We start from the raw sequence: 20,136 nt of genomic DNA, 5'->3' as shown, positions 1-20,136 counted from the left end.
ATTGGCAGGCAAAACCAGATGTTCGCGTTTGCAGCGAGCGTCTGGTTTTTTTGTTTTCAGGGGTCGGACAATGAAGATCGCCAAAATATTGAATAATAATGTCGTCACGGTCATGGATGAACAGAATAACGAACAGGTCGTGATGGGGCGGGGGCTGGGATTCAAAAAGCGACCGGGGGATACCGTGGACGCCGCGCTGATCGAAAAAATTTTCTCTCTGCGTAGCAGCGAGCTGACCGCCCGCCTGAGCGATGTGCTGGAGCGCATCCCGCTGGAGGTAGTGACCACCGCCGATCGGATTATCGCGCTGGCGAAAGAGAAGCTGAGCGGAAACCTGCAGAACAGCCTCTATATCTCATTGACCGACCATTGCCACTTTGCCATCGAACGCCACCGGCAAGGGGTGGATATCCGCAACGGGCTGCAGTGGGAGGTCAAGCGGCTGTATCAAAAAGAGTTCGCCATCGGGCTGGATGCGCTGGACATTATTCACCGGCGGCTGGGGGTGCGATTGCCGGAAGATGAAGCGGGTTTTATTGCGTTGCATCTGGTGAATGCCCAACTGGACAGCCATATGCCGGAAGTGATGCGGATTACCCGCGTGATGCAGGAAATCCTGAATATCGTCAAATACCAGCTGAATCTCGACTATAACGAGCAGGCGTTCAGCTATCACCGGTTTGTGACTCATCTGAAGTTTTTTGCACAGCGATTATTGGGGCGCACGCCGGTATTCAGCGAAGACGAATCGCTGCACGATGTGGTGAAAGAAAAATATACGCTGGCGTATCACTGCGCTGAAAAAATTCAGGATCACATTATGCTGAATTACGATTATACCCTGACTAAGGAGGAGCTGATGTTTCTGGCTATTCATATCGAACGGGTGCGTTCGGAATTGCAGGAGCAGGCGGCCGAATAAACCTCGGGTACGGAAAACCGAAGTTTGCGTGATATCACAAAATAACAGATTGCCTGGGTGACAGGCTTGTCAGAATAAATCGCACTGGTAATCTGTAGAGCAATAAATATGGATTGCGACTGTATATCCCTCAGCGGAAAATACAGGCAAAACCTGAACCGTTTTTTGCGAGCCTTGCGCCGCGATGAGACGGTTCAGGTTTTTTTTTGTTTTGAAAATGGGTGTCCTGGAACCGTATATACCGGTCACTCAGCGGTTTTCTCCGGGCATGGGCTGAGCATTAAGGATGTAGTAATGAATTACGAAACATTAGCCAGTGAAATAAGAGATGGCGTAGGCGGTCAGGAAAATATTATTAGCGTGATACATTGCGCCACGCGCCTGCGGTTTAAACTCAGGGACAATACCAACGCCAATGCCGATGCGCTGAAAAATAATCCGGGCATTATCATGGTGGTGGAAAGTGGCGGCCAGTTTCAGGTGGTGGTGGGAAATCAGGTCGCCGATGTTTATCAGGCGCTGCTTTCTCTGGACGGCATGGCGCGCTTTAGCGATTCGGCTGCGCCGGAAGAAGAGAAAAAGAATAGCCTGTTTTCCGGCTTTATCGACATCATCTCCAGCATATTTACGCCATTTGTCGGTGTGATGGCGGCGACGGGGATCCTGAAAGGTTTTCTGGCGCTAGGCGTCGCCACCCATGTGATATCGGAAAGCAGCGGCACCTATAAATTGCTGTTCGCCGCCAGCGACGCGCTGTTCTATTTCTTCCCTATTGTGCTGGGCTATACGGCCGGCAAGAAGTTTGGCGGCAACCCATTTACCACGCTGGTGATTGGCGCCACGCTGGTGCATCCGAGCATGATCGCCGCTTTCAACGCCATGCAGGCGCCGGATCACTCAACGCTGCATTTTCTGGGTATTCCAATTACTTTTATCAATTACAGCTCCTCGGTCATTCCGATTCTGTTTGCCAGTTGGGTATCCTGCAAACTGGAAAAACCGCTGAATCGCTGGCTGCACGCCAATATCCGTAATTTCTTCACGCCGCTGCTGTGTATTGTTATTAGCGTTCCGTTGACCTTTCTGCTGATTGGGCCGAGCGCTACCTGGCTGAGCCAGATGCTGGCGGGCGGATACCAGTGGCTGTACGGGTTGAATTCATTGCTGGCTGGCGCCGTGATGGGCGCGTTGTGGCAGGTATGCGTGATTTTCGGGTTGCACTGGGGCTTTGTGCCGCTGATGCTGAATAATTTCAGTGTGATCGGACACGATACACTGCTGCCGCTGCTGGTGCCGGCGGTGCTGGGGCAGGCCGGCGCCACGCTGGGCGTGCTGTTGCGTACCCAGGACCTGAAGCGCAAGGGGATTGCCGGGTCGGCGTTTTCCGCGGCGATTTTCGGGATTACCGAGCCTGCGGTATACGGCGTGACGCTACCGCTGCGTCGTCCCTTTATCTTCGGCTGTATCGGCGGGGCGCTGGGCGCGGCGGTGATGGGATATGCTCATACCACCATGTATTCGTTCGGTTTTCCCAGCATTTTCTCCTTTACCCAGGTGATTCCGCCGACCGGCGTGGACAGCAGCGTTTGGGCGGCGGTGATCGGCACGCTGGTGGCCTTTGCGTTTGCTGCGTTGACCAGTTGGTCGTTTGGCGTGCCGAAAGATGAAACGCAACCGGCAGTCGCGGATAGTCCGGCGGTAACGACGGAAATACAGGCCAACGCTGGCGCTGTTCGTGATGAGACGTTGTTCAGTCCGCTGTCCGGTGAAGTACTGCTGCTGGAGCAGGTGGCCGATCGTACCTTTGCCAGCGGCGTGATGGGTAAAGGGATCGCCATTCGACCTACGCAGGGGCGGCTGTACGCGCCGGTAGACGGCACCGTGGCGTCGCTGTTTAAAACCCACCATGCCATTGGCCTGGCATCGCGAGGCGGAGCGGAGGTGCTGATACACGTCGGCATCGACACCGTCCGGCTGGATGGCCGTTATTTTACCCCGCACGTGCGTGTCGGCGATGTGGTGCGCCAGGGCGACCTGCTGCTGGAATTTGATGGCCCGGCCATTGAGGCGGCAGGCTATGACCTCACCACGCCGATTGTGATTACCAACAGCGAAGACTATCGCGGGGTTGAACCCGTCGCCAGCGGCAAGGTGGACGCCAATGCGCCGCTGACGCAACTGGTGTGCTGAATGATTATTGAACAGAAAAAAGGAGATGAGTGATGAGCAACCCTTTCCCGGCGCATTTTTTATGGGGCGGCGCGATTGCCGCCAATCAGGTGGAAGGCGCCTATCTGACCGATGGTAAAGGACTTTCCACGTCGGATTTACAGCCTCAGGGCATTTTCGGCGAAATTGTGACGCGCCAGCCGGGCGACAGCGGCATCAAAGATGTGGCGATTGATTTTTATCACCGTTACCCGCAGGACATCGCGCTGTTTGCGGAAATGGGGTTTACCTGCCTGCGCATATCGATAGCCTGGACGCGCATTTTCCCGCAGGGGGACGAGGCAGAGCCGAATGAGGCGGGGCTGGCGTTTTACGATCGGCTGTTTGATGAGCTGGCAAAGTACGGTATTCAGCCATTAGTGACGTTGTCACACTATGAAATGCCGTATGGACTGGTGGAAAAACACGGCGGCTGGGGCAACCGCTTGACGATTGATTGCTTTGAGCGCTACGCCCGCACGGTGTTTACGCGTTATCGCCACAAGGTTAAGCGTTGGCTGACGTTCAACGAGATCAATATGTCGCTGCATGCGCCCTTTACCGGCGTCGGGCTGGCGCCGGACAGCGATAAAGCGGCGATTTATCAGGCGATCCACCATCAACTGGTCGCCAGCGCCAGAGCGGTAAAAGCCTGTCACGACATTATTCCGGACGCGCAAATCGGCAACATGCTGTTGGGGGCGATGCTCTACCCGCTGACCAGCAAGCCGGAAGATGTGATGGAAAGCCTGCATCAGAACCGGGAATGGCTGTTCTTCGGCGATGTGCAGGTGCGCGGCGCGTATCCGGGGTATATGCACCGGTATTTCCGGGAGCAGGGTATTACGCTGAATATTACGGCGCAGGATACGCAGGATCTGAAAGCCACCGTTGATTTTATTTCCTTCAGCTATTACATGACCGGTTGCGTCAGCACCGATGAAGCTCAACTCGAAAAAACGCGCGGCAATATTTTGAATATGGTGCCGAACCCGTATCTGGAAAGCTCTGAATGGGGATGGCAGATTGATCCGCTGGGGTTGCGTTATTTACTGAATTTCCTGTACGACCGTTATCAAAAACCGTTGTTTATTGTCGAGAACGGGCTGGGCGCGAAAGATAAGATTGAAGAGAATGGCGACATTCATGACGATTATCGTATCCGCTACCTGAATGATCATCTGGTGCAGGTCGGCGAAGCTATCGACGACGGCGTTGAGGTGCTGGGATATACCTGCTGGGGACCGATTGACTTGGTCAGCGCCTCGAAGGCGGAAATGTCCAAACGTTATGGCTTTATTTATGTCGATCGTGATGATGCCGGTCAGGGTTCGCTGGAGCGGAGACGTAAAAAGAGTTTTTACTGGTATCAATCCGTTATTGCCAGTCACGGAAAAACGCTGACGCGATAATAAATATATCTGAAATCAACCTGCGGATAGCGATATCCGCAGGCTGTTGACGCTCGCCGTTAACCGGCCGGCGTGAATTGTTGTTTTTCTTTATCCGCTTATTTATCCGATTATCCGACGGGGAACGTGAAGATGAAAATAAAGAATAGCTATCTGGTGATAGCCAGCTTGCTTTATCCCATATCATTTATTTCCACTGCGGCGTCATTAACCGTTGAGCAACGGTTGGCTGCGCTGGAAAAAGATCTACAGGAAACCAAACAGGAGTTGCAGCGTTATAAAGAACAGGAGAAGAAAAATAAAACCATCACTCTTGTCAGGGATAATTCCGCCGCCAGCGTAGGTAATAAAAATAATGCCGGCAGCGTCGCGAAAACCGCTACGCCGATCGCAGATAATGGACTGTCTGTAGATAACGGATTGTCTTCTGTGGCAGTATCACTCGACAGTCGTGCTTCCATGACATTGCATGAACTCAGTCAGTATGTAAAAGAGGATATTGGTTTTACCTATTCCGGTTATTTCCGTTCCGGCTGGGCCACCGGGTCGCAAGGGTCGCCGAAATCCTGGGCCATTGGTTCGCTGGGGCGATTCGGCAATGAGCACACCAGTTGGTATGACCTGATCCTCAAACAACGCGTATTCAACAAAGACGGCAAGTCTGCCTATGGGGTGATAAAACTGGACGGCAACGTTGGGCAGTCCTATTCCGGCGGCTGGTTTGGTGAAGACAGCAGCAATGAAAACAAATTGCAGTTCTCGGATATTTATCTCACCACCACAGGATTCCTGCCGTTTGCGCCGGAGGCGGATTTCTGGGTTGGTAAGCATGCGCTGCCGGTGTATGAAATTCAGATGCTGGACTGGAAGAGCAATAAAACCGACTCCGCCGCCGGTGTGGGGGTAGAAAATATCAGGGCGGGCGTCGGATCTATTGATGTGGCGCTGACCCGCGAGGACATCGATGTTTATAACCGCGACCTGACCAAATATCAGCAGATGAATACCAACGCGGTGGAAGCGCGCTATAAGGGCATTCCGTTATGGAACGGCGCCAGTCTGATGGTATTGGGCAAATATGCGATGGCGAATAAAAACGATACCCAGAAAACCAATGAAGCCAATAACAACTATTTCCCGATGAAGGATTCGTGGTTGGGCGGCGTGGTGCTGCGTCAGGCGTTGCCGAATAACGGTTTTAATGAGTTCACCGCACAACTGGCCAATAACTCCATTGCCAGCAGCCTGGCGCGCTATGCCGGATCCAGTCCGTTTGTGGCGGTCAACGGCAAATATTATGGCGACCACAGCGGCGGCACCGCGTTGCGCCTGATTTCGCAAGGGGAGATGTACCTGCGTCCGGATGTGATCATGGCCAACGCGCTGGTGTATACCCGCGGGCAGGATGTCTACAGCTATGACACCGGGGCCCATACCGATTTCGACAGCGTGCGTGCGGTCATCAGGCCGGCTTACATCTGGAGTAATTACAACCAGAGCGGCGTCGAGCTCGGCTATTTCAGCCAGACCAATAAGAATCAGGCTGGGAAATATTTCACCGAGTCCGGCTATAAAACCACGTTATTCCACACCATCAAGGTCGACACCAGCATGTTGGCTTCCCGGCCGGAAATCCGCTTCTACGGCACCTATATCCGGGTGCTGGATAACGAACTGGATCAGTTCACCTTTGCCGATAGCAAGAAAAATCAATTTACCGCCGGCGTTCAGGCTGAGGTCTGGTGGTGATCCGCCATGACACAGCCCGCCCGTTTTTACCCTGTACCAATAAAAAGAGGTTGAGAATGAAAACCAGGAAAACCTGTCTGTGCCTGCTGCTTTCCGCACTGAGTTTATCCGCGCCGCTGGCGGCGTTGGCCGCATCGGGCGCTATCCCGGCGCTGCCGCGCGCCGATGTGGCGACCCGACACTATCTGTCGCAGGTCAACGCGGATAACAGCATTACTTTCCGGCTGTTTGCGCCCGACGCCAAAGCGGTGAGCGTGGTGACCGGCGCGACGCCGGAAACCTGGGTGGCGCACCCGATGATGAAGAACGATCTGGGCGTCTGGTCGTGGCGCAGCGAGCCGCAGCGTCCCAATCTGTATGAATACTTCTTTAATGTGGATGGCTTTCGCAGCATTGATACGGGTTCGGCGTTGCCCAAACCGCAGCGTCAGGTCAACACCAGCATGATTCTGGTGCCGGGCAGCGTGCTGGATACCCGGCCGGTGCCGCATGGCGAACTGCGTACCGTCACGTATCACTCGGCGTCGCTGAAATCGGAACGGCAGGTCTATGTCTGGACGCCGCCGGGTTACACCGGTACCGGCAAGCCGCTGCCGGTGCTGTATTTCTACCACGGGTTCGGCGATGCCGGTGATTCCGCCGTTGCGCAGGGCCGCATTCCGCAAATCATGGATAACCTGCTGGCGGAGAAAAAGATCGCGCCGATGCTGGTGGTGATCCCGGATACCGAAACCGATGCCGCCGACGCCATTGCGGAGGATTTCGCGCCGAAAGAGCGACGCAAGACGTTCTATCCGCGTAACGCGGCGGCGGCCGATCGTGAGCTGATCCATGACATTATTCCGCTGGTCAGTGAGCGGTTTAATGTGCGACGCGATGCCGATGGTCGGGCGTTGGCCGGGCTGTCGCAAGGCGGTTATCAGGCGCTGGTGTCCGGGATGAGCCATCTGGAGCACTTCGGCTGGCTGGCGACCTTCAGCGGCGTGACCACCGAAACGGTGCCGAACGCGCAGGTCACGGCGCAGTTGAGCAATGCCGCCGGCATCAATCAGCAACTGCATAATTTCACCGTGGCGGTGGGCGAAAAGGATACGGTGACCGGCAAGGATATCGCCGGGCTGAAAGCGCAACTGGAACAGAAAGGCGTGAAATTCGATTATCGGCAATATCCCGGTCTGGGGCATGAAATGGATGTCTGGCGCCCGGCGTATATCGAATTTGTGCAGAAGATCTTCAAGTAACCATCGCGCAGGTCAGATATGGAAACGGGCGGGGCATCCTGCCCGTTTTTTTATTGCCGGTACTGAACAAAGAGAAGAGTTAAGGGAGAGATCAATGACCAGCGGTGTTATTCATGAGCTTGGTTAACCACTATTTCTATATATTTCATCGTGATCTAAATTGTGAATTTGTCTGTACTGTTATTTGCAACGGTGTCGATTAAACCTGCAACAAAAGCATAAATTTTATTAAGACGAATCTCATGTAAATCAAGGTCAGCAAGTGTAAGTTTATTTCAGAGGAAATTCGACAAAAAGATTTAATAAATACATTTTTGGGTTAAACATCCCAAGGGCGGTAGCACTGTTAAATGTGTAGGTTAACGTGCAATGATTCGTGAATGAAACTCAGCATGAAAAGGTGTAACCTATTTATGAATTTAATGTTTGAACCGTGAATTTGAAAAATTTAGCGTTTTTAGTTAGTGAGGTATTACTAGTATCAACAATAAACGTAGTGTAATTCTATTTTTTCCAGTGAAATTCTATGTCTTCAGTAAAATTATGTTTTTGTTTTACACAACAGATGATTCTGATAAAGAAATCTCAAAAAATGAAATGAAGAGAAAAATCGTGAAGATAAAGACAAATTTAACAATAACGCTGGCGACTTTTCTGTTTGAATATACGGAAATATGCCTGTTCAAAAAATGAAAATTTTCGGTTGCCTATTCAATAGGATGATTCGACCTGTAACAGGTCATGCTCATATTCATCCGGGGGCACTCTTACTCGAGTTGAACGTGTACTCGAGTTGAACGTGCCGGCCGCAGACCTGACAGCGGCAGTACTGGGCCTTTTTCATTAAGGAGATAAATCAGTATGCACCATGAAAAATATTAATTTCACGATGAAAAAAGTAATAAGCGGAATCTCATGGCTGAGTTTTTTGGCGTTTGTCGCTTGGCTAATCGAGCAACAAGATGATTGGCCCGCACCGGGCGGCATATTTTATATCAGCCACTATTTTTATACTGCACAACAAAAAAAGGCGGTAACAGAAAGACATCTCTTTGGTGAATCGCATGTCGTCGAATCGGATGGTGACAATCCATTTAGAATTTATGACCATCCCTTATCAGAGTACATTATACAGCATGCACCGGAGTCTGAATCGCCGGTTAGGCTCACGGGGATCGTTTATTCGGTTGACGCCAATGCCGCAAGGATAACGGTTGCAAGCAATAATATACAGCAGACCTACCGTGCAGGGGATGTGTTGTCACCCGGCAATGAAAAGATCCTTCTGATTTTGACAGATGAAATTATCATTGATAGTAATGGATATTATCGGTCGTTACATTTTAAAAATGATTAAGATCAGGGTTTAATAATGAATAACATTTTTAGAGTAAACGCACTTTTTTTAATTTTCATAATATCGCAAGGTGTTTGTGCTGAGAAGGAAACTACGACTGATGATGTTCATTCTTTGGCTACCAAAAAAGATGAGAAAGAATCAAAGAAATATTCAGCATCATTTCGCGAAGTGGAAATAAAAGAATTTGTTGCGACTGCAGCGCAAATTTTAAAGAAAAATATTATTATTGATCCATCAATTACGGGGCAGATTTCTGTACGTAGTTATGATGACCTGGATGAAAATCAATACGTTGATTTTTTTCTGAACGTAATGGAGGCCTATGGTTACAGCGTAGTTAAAATCGACAATCATACCCTGAATGTCGTCCCCCTAGCGCAATCCTTGCGGGCCACCTGGGCGGAGGGCAGAAAGGGGCGAGGAAAAAATATTGTAGTGCGCCTGGCAAAAATGAACGCACTGTCCGGTGCCGAACTGGAACCCATCCTAGGTGCAATTTCAGAAAATAGCGCGGTGAAACTGAAATATTACTCGTCAGGGAATTTGTTTATTTTCACCGGGCGCGAGGATGTGGTTGAACGGTTGATAGATATTGTGAATCAGATTGACAATGCCAGGGCAGATAACAGCCCAGCGGTATTTAGCGTGAACCAGGCAAAAGCGTCGGATATTGCTAAAGCTTTGCAGAATACCTTCAGAAACTTCACCCCGGAAGATAAAAATGCGCCTTTAATTTATGGCAACGATGCGACAAGGACCATTGTGGTAAAAGGCGGCGTGCACGTGAAAGCGGAGATCGGTCGGTTAATTTCAGCTATGGACGTGCCTGGTCAGCAATCGCGCGTGTTTTTTCTAAAATATGCGGATGCGGTACAGATGGCGAAACTGTTCAGCAATAACCAGTCGGGAAGCCCTGAACCGGGCTCGCTGCCGATCACGGGCGCTAGCGCCATGTCGATGGAAACGCTGCTGGCGCAACAGTCGCAGGGCAGCATGGCCCCTGGGCAGCCCGCAAACCTGGACGGTCAGGCCGCCAGCGGCGGCGCAGCGCCTGGCGCGGATTTTTCGAATGACCCCAACAGTATGTTCGGCGACGGCGATACGCTGGTGAGGCAAACCCGTGTCCATGCCGATCGCGATAACAATGCTCTGGTCGTCAGCGCGCCACCTGCCGCCATGCGGCAGGTGGCATCGATTATACAGCAGCTTGATGTCCGGCATGAGCAGGTGTTGGTTGAAGCGATTGTGGTGGAAGTGCAGAAAGCCGAAGGCCTGAATCTCGGCATCGCTTGGGGAAATAAGAACTATGGCGGCAGCAATTTCAATAGCATTAATGTCGGGAATGGGTTCAGCCAGGATAATCCGTTGGTGAATGCGTTAAAAGGTACAGAGGGACTGGTTGCCGGTTTCTATCATGGCAATTGGGGAACACTGTTTAACGCGCTTGAAAGTAGCAAGAGTAATAATATTATCGCAACGCCCAGCGTAGTCACCCTGGATAATCACCGGGCAGAATTTAACGTCGGCCAGGATGTACCTATTTTAACCGGTTCGCAAACCACCAATAACGATAATATTTTCAATACCGTCCAACGGCGCACCATTGGGATTAAATTCAGTATTCTGCCCCGCATAAATCAGAGCGGAACCATCCTCTTAAATATTTCGCAGGAAATTTCCAGCCTGTCCGATACCGCGCAGGCGAATAATAATCTCGGTGCGATATTTAATATTCGTACGGTGAATAACGTGGTGCAGGTCCAGGATAACGAAACCGTTGTGATTGGCGGGTTACTGGATGATGAGAAAAAAGAGACCGTTAACAAGGTTCCCCTGCTGGGCGATATTCCTTGGTTGGGCCACGTATTCAGGTATACCTCACATAATGATGACAAGCGCAATCTGATGCTGTTTATCCGCCCGCGTATTATTCGTAGCGATGGCGTCGAAGCCGCGCAGGCGAGGCGAGGCGCGTCTTCCTCTGCGGCCGATGAGGCAGGGCGGAATTTCTCTGCGCCGCACGCGATTAAGAGCCCGAACGCCGGAGTGAACGCCATTCTGAACGGTATTCAGAAATTCACGGTGAGCCTGCGCTAATGCATCCAAACATCTCCAGCCTGGAGTGGGCGAAAAGCCAGGGCATTTTAATTGAGAAGCAGGATGATGCCTGGTGGATTTATTACCGCAGCGATGCGCATCCGCAGGCGATTATGAGCGCGTTGCGCTATTGCCCGCCGGGCGCGTTACTCAGTGCCATAGATGAGGATGCCTTTGCTGAGCGCATCGCCAGCACGTTTCAGAATAGCGATCAGCGGGCGAGCGAGGTCATGGCCGGGCTGAGTGAGGATCTGGATATGTATCAGTTAGCCGACGCACTGCCGGTGTACGAAGAGATTCTCAATAACGAAGATAATCCGCCTATCGTTAAGCTGATTAACGCCATTCTTGCGCAGGCGCTGAAGGAGCGCGCCTCCGATGTCCATATTGAAACGTTTGAGCAGCGGGTCGCCATCCGTTTTCGCCTCGATGGCGTATTGCACAAAAAGCTTGAGCCGGAGCGGCGCCTCTCTTCGTTGCTGGTTTCACGATTAAAAATTATGTCCCGTCTGGATATTGCAGAAAAGCGCAAACCGCAGGACGGGCGCATGAGCTTACGCATACTGGGCCGGGCCGTGGATGTCAGGGTGTCGGTGTTACCTTCCAGCTATGGGGAACGAATCGTGCTGCGTTTGCTGGATAAAAACGCCGTTAAACTGGATTTACGTCAGCTCGGCATGCCTGAAACGGTGAAAAAAAAGGTGGCTTCGTTAGTGAATCGGCCGAATGGCATCATTCTGGTCACGGGGCCGACGGGGTCAGGTAAAAGCTCAACGCTGTATGCAATGATCAACGAACTCGATCAAGAAAAGCTGAATATCATGACTATCGAGGACCCGGTTGAATATGACATCGCCAATATCTCGCAGACTCAGGTTAACAGCAAAATTGGTATGACCTTTGCCAAAGGATTGCGGGCTATTTTGCGCCAGGACCCTGACGTGATTCTCATCGGTGAAATTCGCGATCAGGAGACGGCGCAGATAGCGGTACAGGCGTCGATGACCGGCCATCTGGTGCTGTCAACCCTGCATACCAACACCGCTCTCAGCGCGCTTACCCGCTTGCAGGACATGGGCATAGAGCCTTTTATGCTGGCCAGCGCGCTGAACGCTGTCATGGCACAGCGGCTGGTAAGAAGCCTGTGTCCCCACTGCCGCCAGCCCGTAGCCATCACGGCGGCGGAATGCCAGATGCTCAGCGTGCCCTGGCAGGAGGGCATGACGGGATATCAGGCGCAGGGCTGTCCGGCCTGTTTTAATACCGGCTACCGTGGGCGTACGCTGATTCAGGCGCTGGTGGTCATTAATGAACCGATGCGTGAGGGAATCTATCAGCAAAAAAATGAGAGTGAGCTGGCGGCGCTGGCCGGAAGCGAGGTTTCACTCAGCCAGGATGGAATTAATAAAGTTCTGGCTGGTTTAACCTCTATTGATGAGGTCATCCGAGTCACAGGTGAGCTTTATGACGATACGTAATTTTCGCTATACCGCAGTCAATACCGAGGGGGAGCTGGTTACCGGCCGCCGCCGTGCCTTTTCAAAAGAGTCGCTGCGGGAGCAGTTATTCGCCCGGCAGTTAATTATGGTCAGTTGCCGCACCAGCCTGTTGCAGCAGTGGCTGCTTTTCTTGAGCCGCCACGAAAGGTTATCCACCCTCGATCTGGCGTTATTAACCCGCCAGCTTGCTTCCCTGCTTGAGGCGGGTATTCCGCTGGAGGAAGCGCTAACGACGTTGGCGAGTCAGGCGGATAAGCAAGCCGTGGGGGGCGTGCTCAACGCCGTGCGGGAACAACTGATAGCAGGCGTGAGTTTCGCCCAGGCGCTGCAAACCCTGCCGTACAGCTTTAACCGCTTATACTGCGCGATGGTTGCCGCCGGGGAAGCGACAGGCTGCTTAGCGCTGGTGCTGATCAGACTGGCGGATTATCTCGATCAGCGCCAGAAAACCAAAAATACGTTAATTCAGGCGCTGCTTTATCCCGCGCTGCTTGCCGTAATGAGCATTATTGTGGTGTCGGTCTTACTCTCCTCTGTGGTGCCGCAGGTTGTAATGCAGCTTCAGCAAATGCATACCCCGTTGCCGCTGACCACGCGAACGCTGTTAGCCATGAGCGATTTGCTGAATCAATATGGCTGGATGCTGCTGATCGCACTGGTGGCGCTGGCAATCGGCCTGCACCAGATCGCGCGCGTACCCGCGCGTAAACTCTGGCTGGATCGTCACCTGCTCAGGTTATACGCCATCGGCCCACTATTAAGGGACATAAGCAGCGCACGCTATATCCGCACCATGGAGATCTTAATCGCCAGCGCGATCCCGCTGCTGGAGTCGATGAGCGTGGCCGAAAATGTGCTTAACAACAGTTTTGCGCGCTTTCAGCTCGCAGCCGCCAGCCAAAAGGTGAATGAAGGCAAGTCGCTTACAGAAGCGCTCAGTAATAACGATATTTTTTCCGGGATGGTAAAACATATGATTGCCTCCGGTGAGCAGAGCGGCAGGCTAGAACAGATGCTGAAATATATCGCTGATGTACAGGAGGAGAGCCTTAAACGACAGATTGGCCTGCTATTACTGCTGAGTGAGAATGGTTTGTTAATCATAACCTCCAGCTTTATTTTCTTTATTGTCATGTCAATACTCCAGCCTATTATGCAACTCAGTAATGCAATATAACCCTAGAGAGTAAATATTTATGTCACGTCGGCGCACGAAAAGCGTCCATCAAGGTTTTACCTTGATGGAGGTTATGGTCGTTATTTTAATTATTGGATTGATGGCCACCCTGGTAATTCCCAATATTATGGGTAGCAAACAGCGGGCCAATATTCAAAAAGCCAAAGCGGATATTAGCGCCATTGAAAACGCATTAGAGATGTATCACCTCGACCATAATCGTTTCCCGGAAGAAAACGAGGGGCTGTCTGCCCTGACGGCAGAAGGAAACAGCGAAAGTCTGAGCGGCGGCTATGTACACGATCTCCCCAAAGACCCCTGGGGGCATGCCTACTACTATGCTAATCCGGGGCGACATAAGGATATAGATATTTACTCTTCAGGGCCGGATGAAAAAGTCGGCACCGCAGATGATATTGGAAACTGGACGAAATAGTCGCTGTTTTGAAATAAAAAAGCGAGAGGCGCCTTATGACCAGTAATAAAAAAGTCAGAGGGATAATTTTGCTGGAAGTATTAATCGCAGCGCTTATTCTGGCGCTGTGCGGCAGTACTATTCTCCGTGCTGTTTCTCAGGAGATGTCGATGACCGTACACATCCGGGAGACGATTATCGCGGGCTGGGTCGCGGATAATCTTCTGGTTCTCTCCCATCTGACGCCTTTGCCTGCCAGCGGCGAGCCGGTTTCGGGCAGCAGCATAATGGGTAATCAACGCTGGCGCTGGGAGTTGGGCTACACGCAGGAGACAGAGTCGTCAGGCATCAGGCTCTTGCAGATCAGGGTGTTTAACGCCACGCAGCCGCAGCCGCTGGTCCAGCTCAATATTGCGCCGCCATGAAGCAGGCTCAGAAAGGATTTACGCTGCTGGAAGTACTGCTGTCAGTTGCCGTTGCCTCGGTACTGCTGGTGAGCTCGCTCTTTATACTGCGAGGGCTGAATAACGGTAGTCTGCGTTTGCGCCTTCAGCAGCAGCATATCAGGATGCTGTTGACGGGCATGCAGCAGATGCATCAGGACCTCGCTAACCTCGTTCCGTTTAAACGCGTGGGAGGAAACGTACTGCTGTTTACCACGCCGCTGGATGGAAGCACGCTGAGTACGCTGACGTTCAGTAGCCGCCCGCTCTCTCAACCGACATCGACCGTGCAGATCGCGTGGCGCCTGCAGGACGGAGTGATCTACCGGCAAACGTCGCTCGCTCCCCGCTGGCAAGCCATCCTGACCGGGGTGCAGGGGTGGAGCCTGCGTTTTTACCAGCAGGGCAGTTGGCAAAACGCGACCGGCTGGCAGCCTTTGCCACCCAGTGCAATTGAACTCACCGTGACCCTCAGTGATCTGGGAACGTATCAGCGCCTGATTTTGCTGCGGGGCAGGCCATGACGCGTGCTGATGACCAAAAAGGCGTTATCCTGCTGATGGTGATGCTGGTGGTGTTTATCGGCATGCTTTTACTGGCGGGAGTAATGCAGAGCAGCCTGCTTCTGCATTACTCGTTGCGTCACCATCGTCAACAGATTAACCAGCGCTGGGCGCTGCTGAGCGCAGAATCGATGATAGCGCAAAGCCTGCGCGCGCAGCTGGTTCAGCATCATAGCCAGTTGGCTACCGGCGCTGTCGCCGCAACAGGCACTACGCAAGACACTAGCGGTCAGGCGATCCGCTACCAGGTAGCCGATTTATCGGGTTGCTTTAATCTCAACTGGCTGCTGATTGAGACGAAGAAAACCGACCGCGCCGGCGTTGGTAAAAATGTGGCCCGCGACTGGATTAATGCTGCGTTAGCAAAGCAGGGTTTTTCGCCTCTTCCGCCGCCGAATGTGCTGAAAACCAGGCTAAACGGCGCGGAGTTTATCGATACCAGCCAGTTGAGCCTGCTGCCGCTGCCGGCGGCTGAAAGGAGTTTCTTGCAGCGGATCAGCTGCGTGTGGCCGATTTTTTCACTGTCGGAAACGCCTGACGCATTTAAAATTAACATCAATGCGATAACCCACGAAACGCTGCCACTGTTGGCTGAGGTGCTGCATGCTCCTGATAAACAGCCGTCACTTGAGCTGTTATTGCAAAGCCGACCCGCTACAGGATGGCGTGGGGAAAAGGATCTGCCGCCGGCCTTAGCGACTCTCGCGCACAATAACCGCTACCTTAATTTTGGCAGCCACCACTACCTCTTAACCCTGATCTTCTCCACGGGCGGCCACAACCTCGGCCTTGCGACCTTGCTCTATTTTTATCAAGGCCAGGCGTTGGTGTACCGCCGCAGCTATTTTATTGATTCTGGTGAACTCGATGTTCCTTAAGCAAAAGAAAACGGCCCGGCTGTCAATCCTGCTGCCGTCTTCTCCGCATGGAGAGGTGCGGTGGTGGTGGTGGTGCGCTGCCGGCAGTAGTGAGCCGGTTCATCGGGGAGAGGCCAAAAGCCTGATGGAATTAACGCTGCCCGATGCTGCCCGGCGAGAGGACGACGCCACGTTATGGATCCCCGCCGAACAGAGTGTGCTGGAAACGGCTCGCGTCACGGGAAAAGCCGCGCTATCGGCCGCACAGCTGGCGCTGTTGATTGAAGATAAGCTGGGCCAGCCCGCCGCTGATTTTCACTGGTGGCAGCTTGACCGCGACAGCGGGTTGATATTCGGCTGTCCGCATGCATGGCTGTCGGCGGTGCTGGGGGAAGTGAAAGCGGCAGGAGTTAACGTGAAGCAGATTCTGCCTGAATGGTTGGGCCTGCCCGATGCCCCCGTCGTCTTGGCCTGGGCAGAACAGCGCTGGTTGTTCCGTTTTAGTAAGGGCGCCGGATACTGGCTGCCTGCGGCGTCGGTTCAGGCTTTGCTGCCCCATATTACCGCGCCAGAATCGGTGTCGATCTACGGTCCGCCTCCGGTGGAGGCAGAGCGTTGGGCGGCGCAACACCCAGCCCTGCCGGACGCTCAGCGTTTTGCGCCGCCTGAACATATCGGGGTCAATCTGCTGCGCGGCCTGCCTGCCTCACTGTACATTGCGCATGTACGACCCCTGCACCGCTATATCGCTACCGCCAGCCTGGGACTGTTGGCTGCCGTGATGATTACGCTGGCGATCGGGCTGGGAAGGGTGGTTTATCAACTACATCGGGACACGGCATTTTTACAGGCGTTTTATGCCCGCCAGTCCATCGACGACGCGAGCGCTTCGCCACTGGTGCTGGAGCGATTAATCAGGGATCGTCAACAGCAGCTTGCGGTGAGCGGGGAGAGCAACTTCTTTGATCAGTTAGCCGATTATTTAACCCTGAGCCAGCGATTCCACGCCCCAGTGATTGCCCGCCTGCAGTTCGATGCGTCGCAGCGTCAACTGACGCTTGACGTTCTCCTGTCGGAAGCAGAAGCCAGAAGGCTGATTCATACGGCCCCCGCCGCCGTTAGCGTGGCTGTTCATGAGACCCAGGCGGAAAAAACTCACGTTACCCTCGTCATAAGGCGGCCCCAGTGAATGCTGTCGCGCGCACATGGCGCACGTTTACCCAGGCTCAACGGCGCTGGCTGGCTGCAATGGGGGCCATCGTCATTCTTCTCTTGGCTCTATTGGTGCACTTTCGCGAAAAATCCGCGCAGTTGCATCAGGCCAGCGTCTGGGTTGCACAGCAGCAGGATTTCACCGTCTGGCTGGCGGCCCGGCCCGACAAAAAAATGCTCGCGTTACCGTTACAGGAAGCCCTCCAGCGGTCTGCTTCGCCAGCCACTCTCGCCACCGCATTCCAGTACCGTCAGCGCGAAGCCGTGCTCGCGGCCCCGGCGGTGGTCCGCTTCAACGAGCTGTTTCTCTGGCTCAGCGATCTTCAGCAGCAGTATGGCATCAGAGTGGTTCAGCTTGACGCAGTGCCAACGGGCGAACCTGGCGACATTCGCCTGATGCATGTGGTGTTACATTCCTCAACCCCGACTGAATAAGCGAGACTACGATGCAAAAAATACGATGCCAAAGAGAACCGTTATGCCCGTCATAGACACCGCTTTTTCAAGGCGGCATTTACTTAAGCTTGCTGTGTTGCTGCCCGCATTCCCCTACGCCAGAATTGCCCAGTCTGATAGTGGTGTAACCGGGTATGCCAAGATGAAACAGGTGAGCGGAGGGGGAGTGGGAGGCGAAATTGTCTATGTTAACAATGTAAAGGCGCTGGCTTTTCACCTTGGCGGTCCGGCGCATAAGAATATTATCATTACATGCACGCTGAAAGCGCCTGATAAGTACACTATCTTACTGGGATCGAATAAAACCTTAATCGGCCAGCTTCCGGGGATTACTCTTTATAATATTTATCTGGTTTCTAGCCATAACCAAGGGAACGTGATCATCAAAAATATGACTTTCCTGCACGATAAGAAAATTAACGGCAACAACGATATTCAACTGAGAATTAGCTCGGGTGAGGCTACTGGCTGGATCATTGTAACTTCATGGGGCATGAGTGGTCTGTTAATGATGGTGCGGAAGATAAGCATATCTATTTTGGTGAGAACGCCGATTTTATTACCATTTCCAACTGTGTTTTTGCCAATCACCGATACGGTTGTATCTTCGGTTATCCGGTTGATGGTAACAGTAGATTTAAAGGCAAGCCCCGAATCACTATCTGCAATAATTACTACCACAACCTTTATGTTCGCGCCCAGGATTATTTCGCTATGGCGAGTTTAGCATCTTTAACAATGTTATAAGAGGGTTCCATTTAGGTTTTACTGTCGACGGTGGCGCGCGCGTATATTCATCCAATAATCATTTTTATAGCACGCTTAAGAATTTTTCTGTTGTGGATTACAAACAGGGATATCTGCACAGCCAGAATGATAGTATTAACGACCAAAAAATTAATAAGACCTGGGGGACATAGCATAGCGCCGCCTATAACCGGCACACCTGACGGAGTGATTCTTTTGCGTCTGTCAGCCGGCGGACCAGCGGAACTGTACAAACAGTGAGAATTCCCCCGGCAAAAGCCAGGGGAATTCTAGGTATCGTTGACGGAAAACGCCGTGGTGTATTTCTGTCAGTTTTATCTAAGCTTTAGGCCGGGGACTCATCTTGTTTTTAGAGGTGATAAAATCGTGTTCCTCATTTGCAATCTTTAGCGCTGTATTGGCAATATCCCATGCTGTCTGCCTGACGGCAATGTTTGCTACTTTTGCCTCGTTAGACGCATGGTATGACTGTTCGGCCAGATCATTACAATAAACCGTAACTATACCATATGAACATTCATGCTTATATGTTGCAGCATAGTCATCAGCCGCCTTGTCTTTTCTGGCAGCCACATCGATTTGATTCTCCAGTTTGGCTCTTAGCAAGATCAAGGCATTTGCATCGTGATAAACCACGCTCTTCTCTTGGGCATTCATACTGGCTACGTGTGCTTGATCATTAGAGAAAACTGTCTTTAAAATGGCATTGCTCACCCAGCGACATGTTGATGCAGTGGCAGTAACGGCACCCGATTTAACGCCGGCCAGCATAATATTCGCCGCACTGATTGGATCGGTTGGGGGGCGCCATGACCTGAATACGACGGCAGCATTTGCACCACAGATGGCTGCAAAAATATTGGCGCCATCTGTGGTAGTCAGCGAGCCGCCGCCTCTTTCGATGTAAGCCAGCACTGCATTTAACGTGCCCCAGCCAGCCCAGGCCCCCCCGGCCGCTAATCCGTATATGAGCGTTTTGTATTGCGCGCTGGTTAAAGCATAAGACGGATTTATGCTAACCATATTTATGGCAATGGGTAAAAATAGCAGATTGATTAATCGCTTTTTTGAGGTCATCATAATCACCCTGTTTGATAGGTAATCCACATGATCGCCAGTGAGTGTTGTTATTTCAGGTGCAGATATTCCCTGAGAATTCATACTCACTTTCAGTAGTCGTTGTCATGACAAAAAGTCGTAAAAATATTCCTGAATAATAATTTCACGAATTAAAGTTCATTTCTCTCTCCTTACACACATCATGTGTGGTGCTTATTAATTAGATATTACGTGCCAAAACCTTGATTTATAATATCCTGAAGGCTTTTGGTCAGTACGGCACAACCTTTACCGTCACGATAATTTTCAACAAGGATAGTGTAACTTCTCCTACTGGAACGAGTAATGGTGTTTTTTTCATCCTCGTCAAAAGCCGTATCCCATTTACGGCTGGCAAGTATCATCACTCTGTTGATAATACTCTCTTCCGTACCCAAATGTTGGTAGCTGCACTGCTGCTTTAAGTAATTAATCCCCGCGATGGTGGAGGACATATTTTCAATGTTTTCCGGCGCATGGGAATTTTCATATTTTTTTTGAATAGATGTTTTTGCTGTACACCCAGACAGAAGAAGCGCCAGCGCCACTGTTAAATTCGTCTTTATCTTCACTGTTTATTTTCTCTTCATTTTATTCTGTATTGGATTTAAAAGTCAATTTTATGACAAAAAATTGTTTTTATTTCTGTGATAAATTTA

General features: G+C 51.7%; 19 protein-coding genes. 17 read left to right on the top strand and 2 right to left on the bottom strand.

What is annotated here, in order from left to right; translation table 11 throughout:
- Window positions 1–70: 70 nt before the first annotated feature.
- The 17 genes from licT to DDA898_RS24025 all read left to right on the top strand — a co-directional run bounded on the left by licT (window position 71) and on the right by DDA898_RS24025 (window position 18,531).
- Window positions 71–922, top strand: coding sequence for a BglG family transcription antiterminator LicT (licT, locus tag DDA898_RS13045; protein WP_033111924.1), 852 nt, complete (start codon window positions 71–73; stop codon window positions 920–922).
- A 294-nt stretch (window positions 923–1,216) separates the two neighbouring features.
- On the top strand, window positions 1,217–3,112 hold the full coding sequence (gene bglF / locus DDA898_RS13040; protein WP_038911405.1) for a PTS beta-glucoside transporter subunit IIABC: 1,896 nt from the start codon (window positions 1,217–1,219) through the stop codon (window positions 3,110–3,112).
- Window positions 3,113–3,144: 32 nt separating this feature from the next.
- Window positions 3,145–4,542 carry a glycoside hydrolase family 1 protein gene (locus DDA898_RS13035; protein WP_038901460.1) on the top strand — a complete coding sequence of 466 codons (1,398 nt, stop codon included), beginning with the start codon at window positions 3,145–3,147 and terminating at the stop codon, window positions 4,540–4,542.
- Between the two features lie 132 nt (window positions 4,543–4,674).
- The gene (locus DDA898_RS13030; protein ID WP_038911404.1) at window positions 4,675–6,291 is read left to right on the top strand and encodes a carbohydrate porin; all 1,617 of its coding nucleotides are present in this window, start codon (window positions 4,675–4,677) and stop codon (window positions 6,289–6,291) included.
- A 56-nt stretch (window positions 6,292–6,347) separates the two neighbouring features.
- Window positions 6,348–7,532: an esterase gene (locus DDA898_RS13025; protein WP_038911403.1), complete on the top strand. Its 1,185-nt coding sequence runs from the start codon at window positions 6,348–6,350 to the stop codon at window positions 7,530–7,532.
- Between the two features lie 868 nt (window positions 7,533–8,400).
- Entirely contained in the window at window positions 8,401–8,889 is a 489-nt protein-coding gene (locus DDA898_RS13020; RefSeq protein ID WP_038911402.1) for a type II secretion system protein N, read from the top strand.
- A 15-nt stretch (window positions 8,890–8,904) separates the two neighbouring features.
- The gene (gene gspD / locus DDA898_RS13015) at window positions 8,905–10,989 is read left to right on the top strand and encodes a type II secretion system secretin GspD (RefSeq protein WP_038911401.1); all 2,085 of its coding nucleotides are present in this window, start codon (window positions 8,905–8,907) and stop codon (window positions 10,987–10,989) included.
- The gene (locus DDA898_RS13010; protein WP_038911400.1) at window positions 10,989–12,467 is read left to right on the top strand and encodes a GspE/PulE family protein; all 1,479 of its coding nucleotides are present in this window, start codon (window positions 10,989–10,991) and stop codon (window positions 12,465–12,467) included. The genes gspD and DDA898_RS13010 overlap by 1 nt, the downstream gene beginning before the upstream one ends.
- On the top strand, window positions 12,424–13,665 hold the full coding sequence (locus tag DDA898_RS13005; RefSeq protein ID WP_498371144.1) for a type II secretion system F family protein: 1,242 nt from the start codon (window positions 12,424–12,426) through the stop codon (window positions 13,663–13,665). Before DDA898_RS13010 ends, DDA898_RS13005 begins: the two co-directional genes overlap by 44 nt.
- Before the next feature lie 19 nt (window positions 13,666–13,684).
- The gene (gene gspG / locus DDA898_RS13000) at window positions 13,685–14,101 is read left to right on the top strand and encodes a type II secretion system major pseudopilin GspG (protein ID WP_038911398.1); all 417 of its coding nucleotides are present in this window, start codon (window positions 13,685–13,687) and stop codon (window positions 14,099–14,101) included.
- 35 nt (window positions 14,102–14,136) lie between these two features.
- The gene (gene gspI, locus DDA898_RS12995; protein WP_038911397.1) at window positions 14,137–14,505 is read left to right on the top strand and encodes a type II secretion system minor pseudopilin GspI; all 369 of its coding nucleotides are present in this window, start codon (window positions 14,137–14,139) and stop codon (window positions 14,503–14,505) included.
- Entirely contained in the window at window positions 14,502–15,047 is a 546-nt protein-coding gene (locus tag DDA898_RS12990) for a PulJ/GspJ family protein (RefSeq protein WP_038911396.1), read from the top strand. The genes gspI and DDA898_RS12990 overlap by 4 nt, the downstream gene beginning before the upstream one ends.
- Entirely contained in the window at window positions 15,044–15,964 is a 921-nt protein-coding gene (locus DDA898_RS12985) for a type II secretion system protein GspK (RefSeq protein WP_038911395.1), read from the top strand. Before DDA898_RS12990 ends, DDA898_RS12985 begins: the two co-directional genes overlap by 4 nt.
- On the top strand, window positions 15,954–17,132 hold the full coding sequence (gene gspL / locus DDA898_RS12980; RefSeq protein WP_224061952.1) for a type II secretion system protein GspL: 1,179 nt from the start codon (window positions 15,954–15,956) through the stop codon (window positions 17,130–17,132). Before DDA898_RS12985 ends, gspL begins: the two co-directional genes overlap by 11 nt.
- On the top strand, window positions 17,129–17,590 hold the full coding sequence (gene gspM / locus DDA898_RS12975; protein ID WP_038911393.1) for a type II secretion system protein GspM: 462 nt from the start codon (window positions 17,129–17,131) through the stop codon (window positions 17,588–17,590). The genes gspL and gspM overlap by 4 nt, the downstream gene beginning before the upstream one ends.
- Window positions 17,591–18,097: 507 nt before the next feature.
- The gene (locus DDA898_RS23700) at window positions 18,098–18,358 is read left to right on the top strand and encodes a pectate lyase family protein (RefSeq protein ID WP_236616663.1); all 261 of its coding nucleotides are present in this window, start codon (window positions 18,098–18,100) and stop codon (window positions 18,356–18,358) included.
- Window positions 18,340–18,531: a hypothetical protein gene (locus DDA898_RS24025; protein WP_498371146.1), complete on the top strand. Its 192-nt coding sequence runs from the start codon at window positions 18,340–18,342 to the stop codon at window positions 18,529–18,531. The genes DDA898_RS23700 and DDA898_RS24025 overlap by 19 nt, the downstream gene beginning before the upstream one ends.
- 166 nt (window positions 18,532–18,697) lie before the next feature.
- Here the strand turns inward: DDA898_RS24025 and DDA898_RS12965 are convergent, their stop codons facing one another.
- Window positions 18,698–19,540, bottom strand: a complete 843-nt coding sequence (locus tag DDA898_RS12965) for a hypothetical protein (RefSeq protein ID WP_038911392.1) — start codon at window positions 19,538–19,540, stop codon at window positions 18,698–18,700.
- Between the two features lie 125 nt (window positions 19,541–19,665).
- On the bottom strand, window positions 19,666–20,049 hold the full coding sequence (gene gspS / locus DDA898_RS12960; RefSeq protein WP_038911391.1) for a type II secretion system pilot lipoprotein GspS: 384 nt from the start codon (window positions 20,047–20,049) through the stop codon (window positions 19,666–19,668).
- Between the last annotated feature and the right edge of the window lie 87 nt (window positions 20,050–20,136).

Source organism: Dickeya dadantii NCPPB 898 (genome assembly GCF_000406145.1).
Lineage (GTDB): Bacteria > Pseudomonadota > Gammaproteobacteria > Enterobacterales > Enterobacteriaceae > Dickeya > Dickeya dadantii.
The sequence above is the reverse complement of the archived record's forward strand: the minus strand, read 5'-3'. Positions and strand labels throughout refer to the sequence as shown.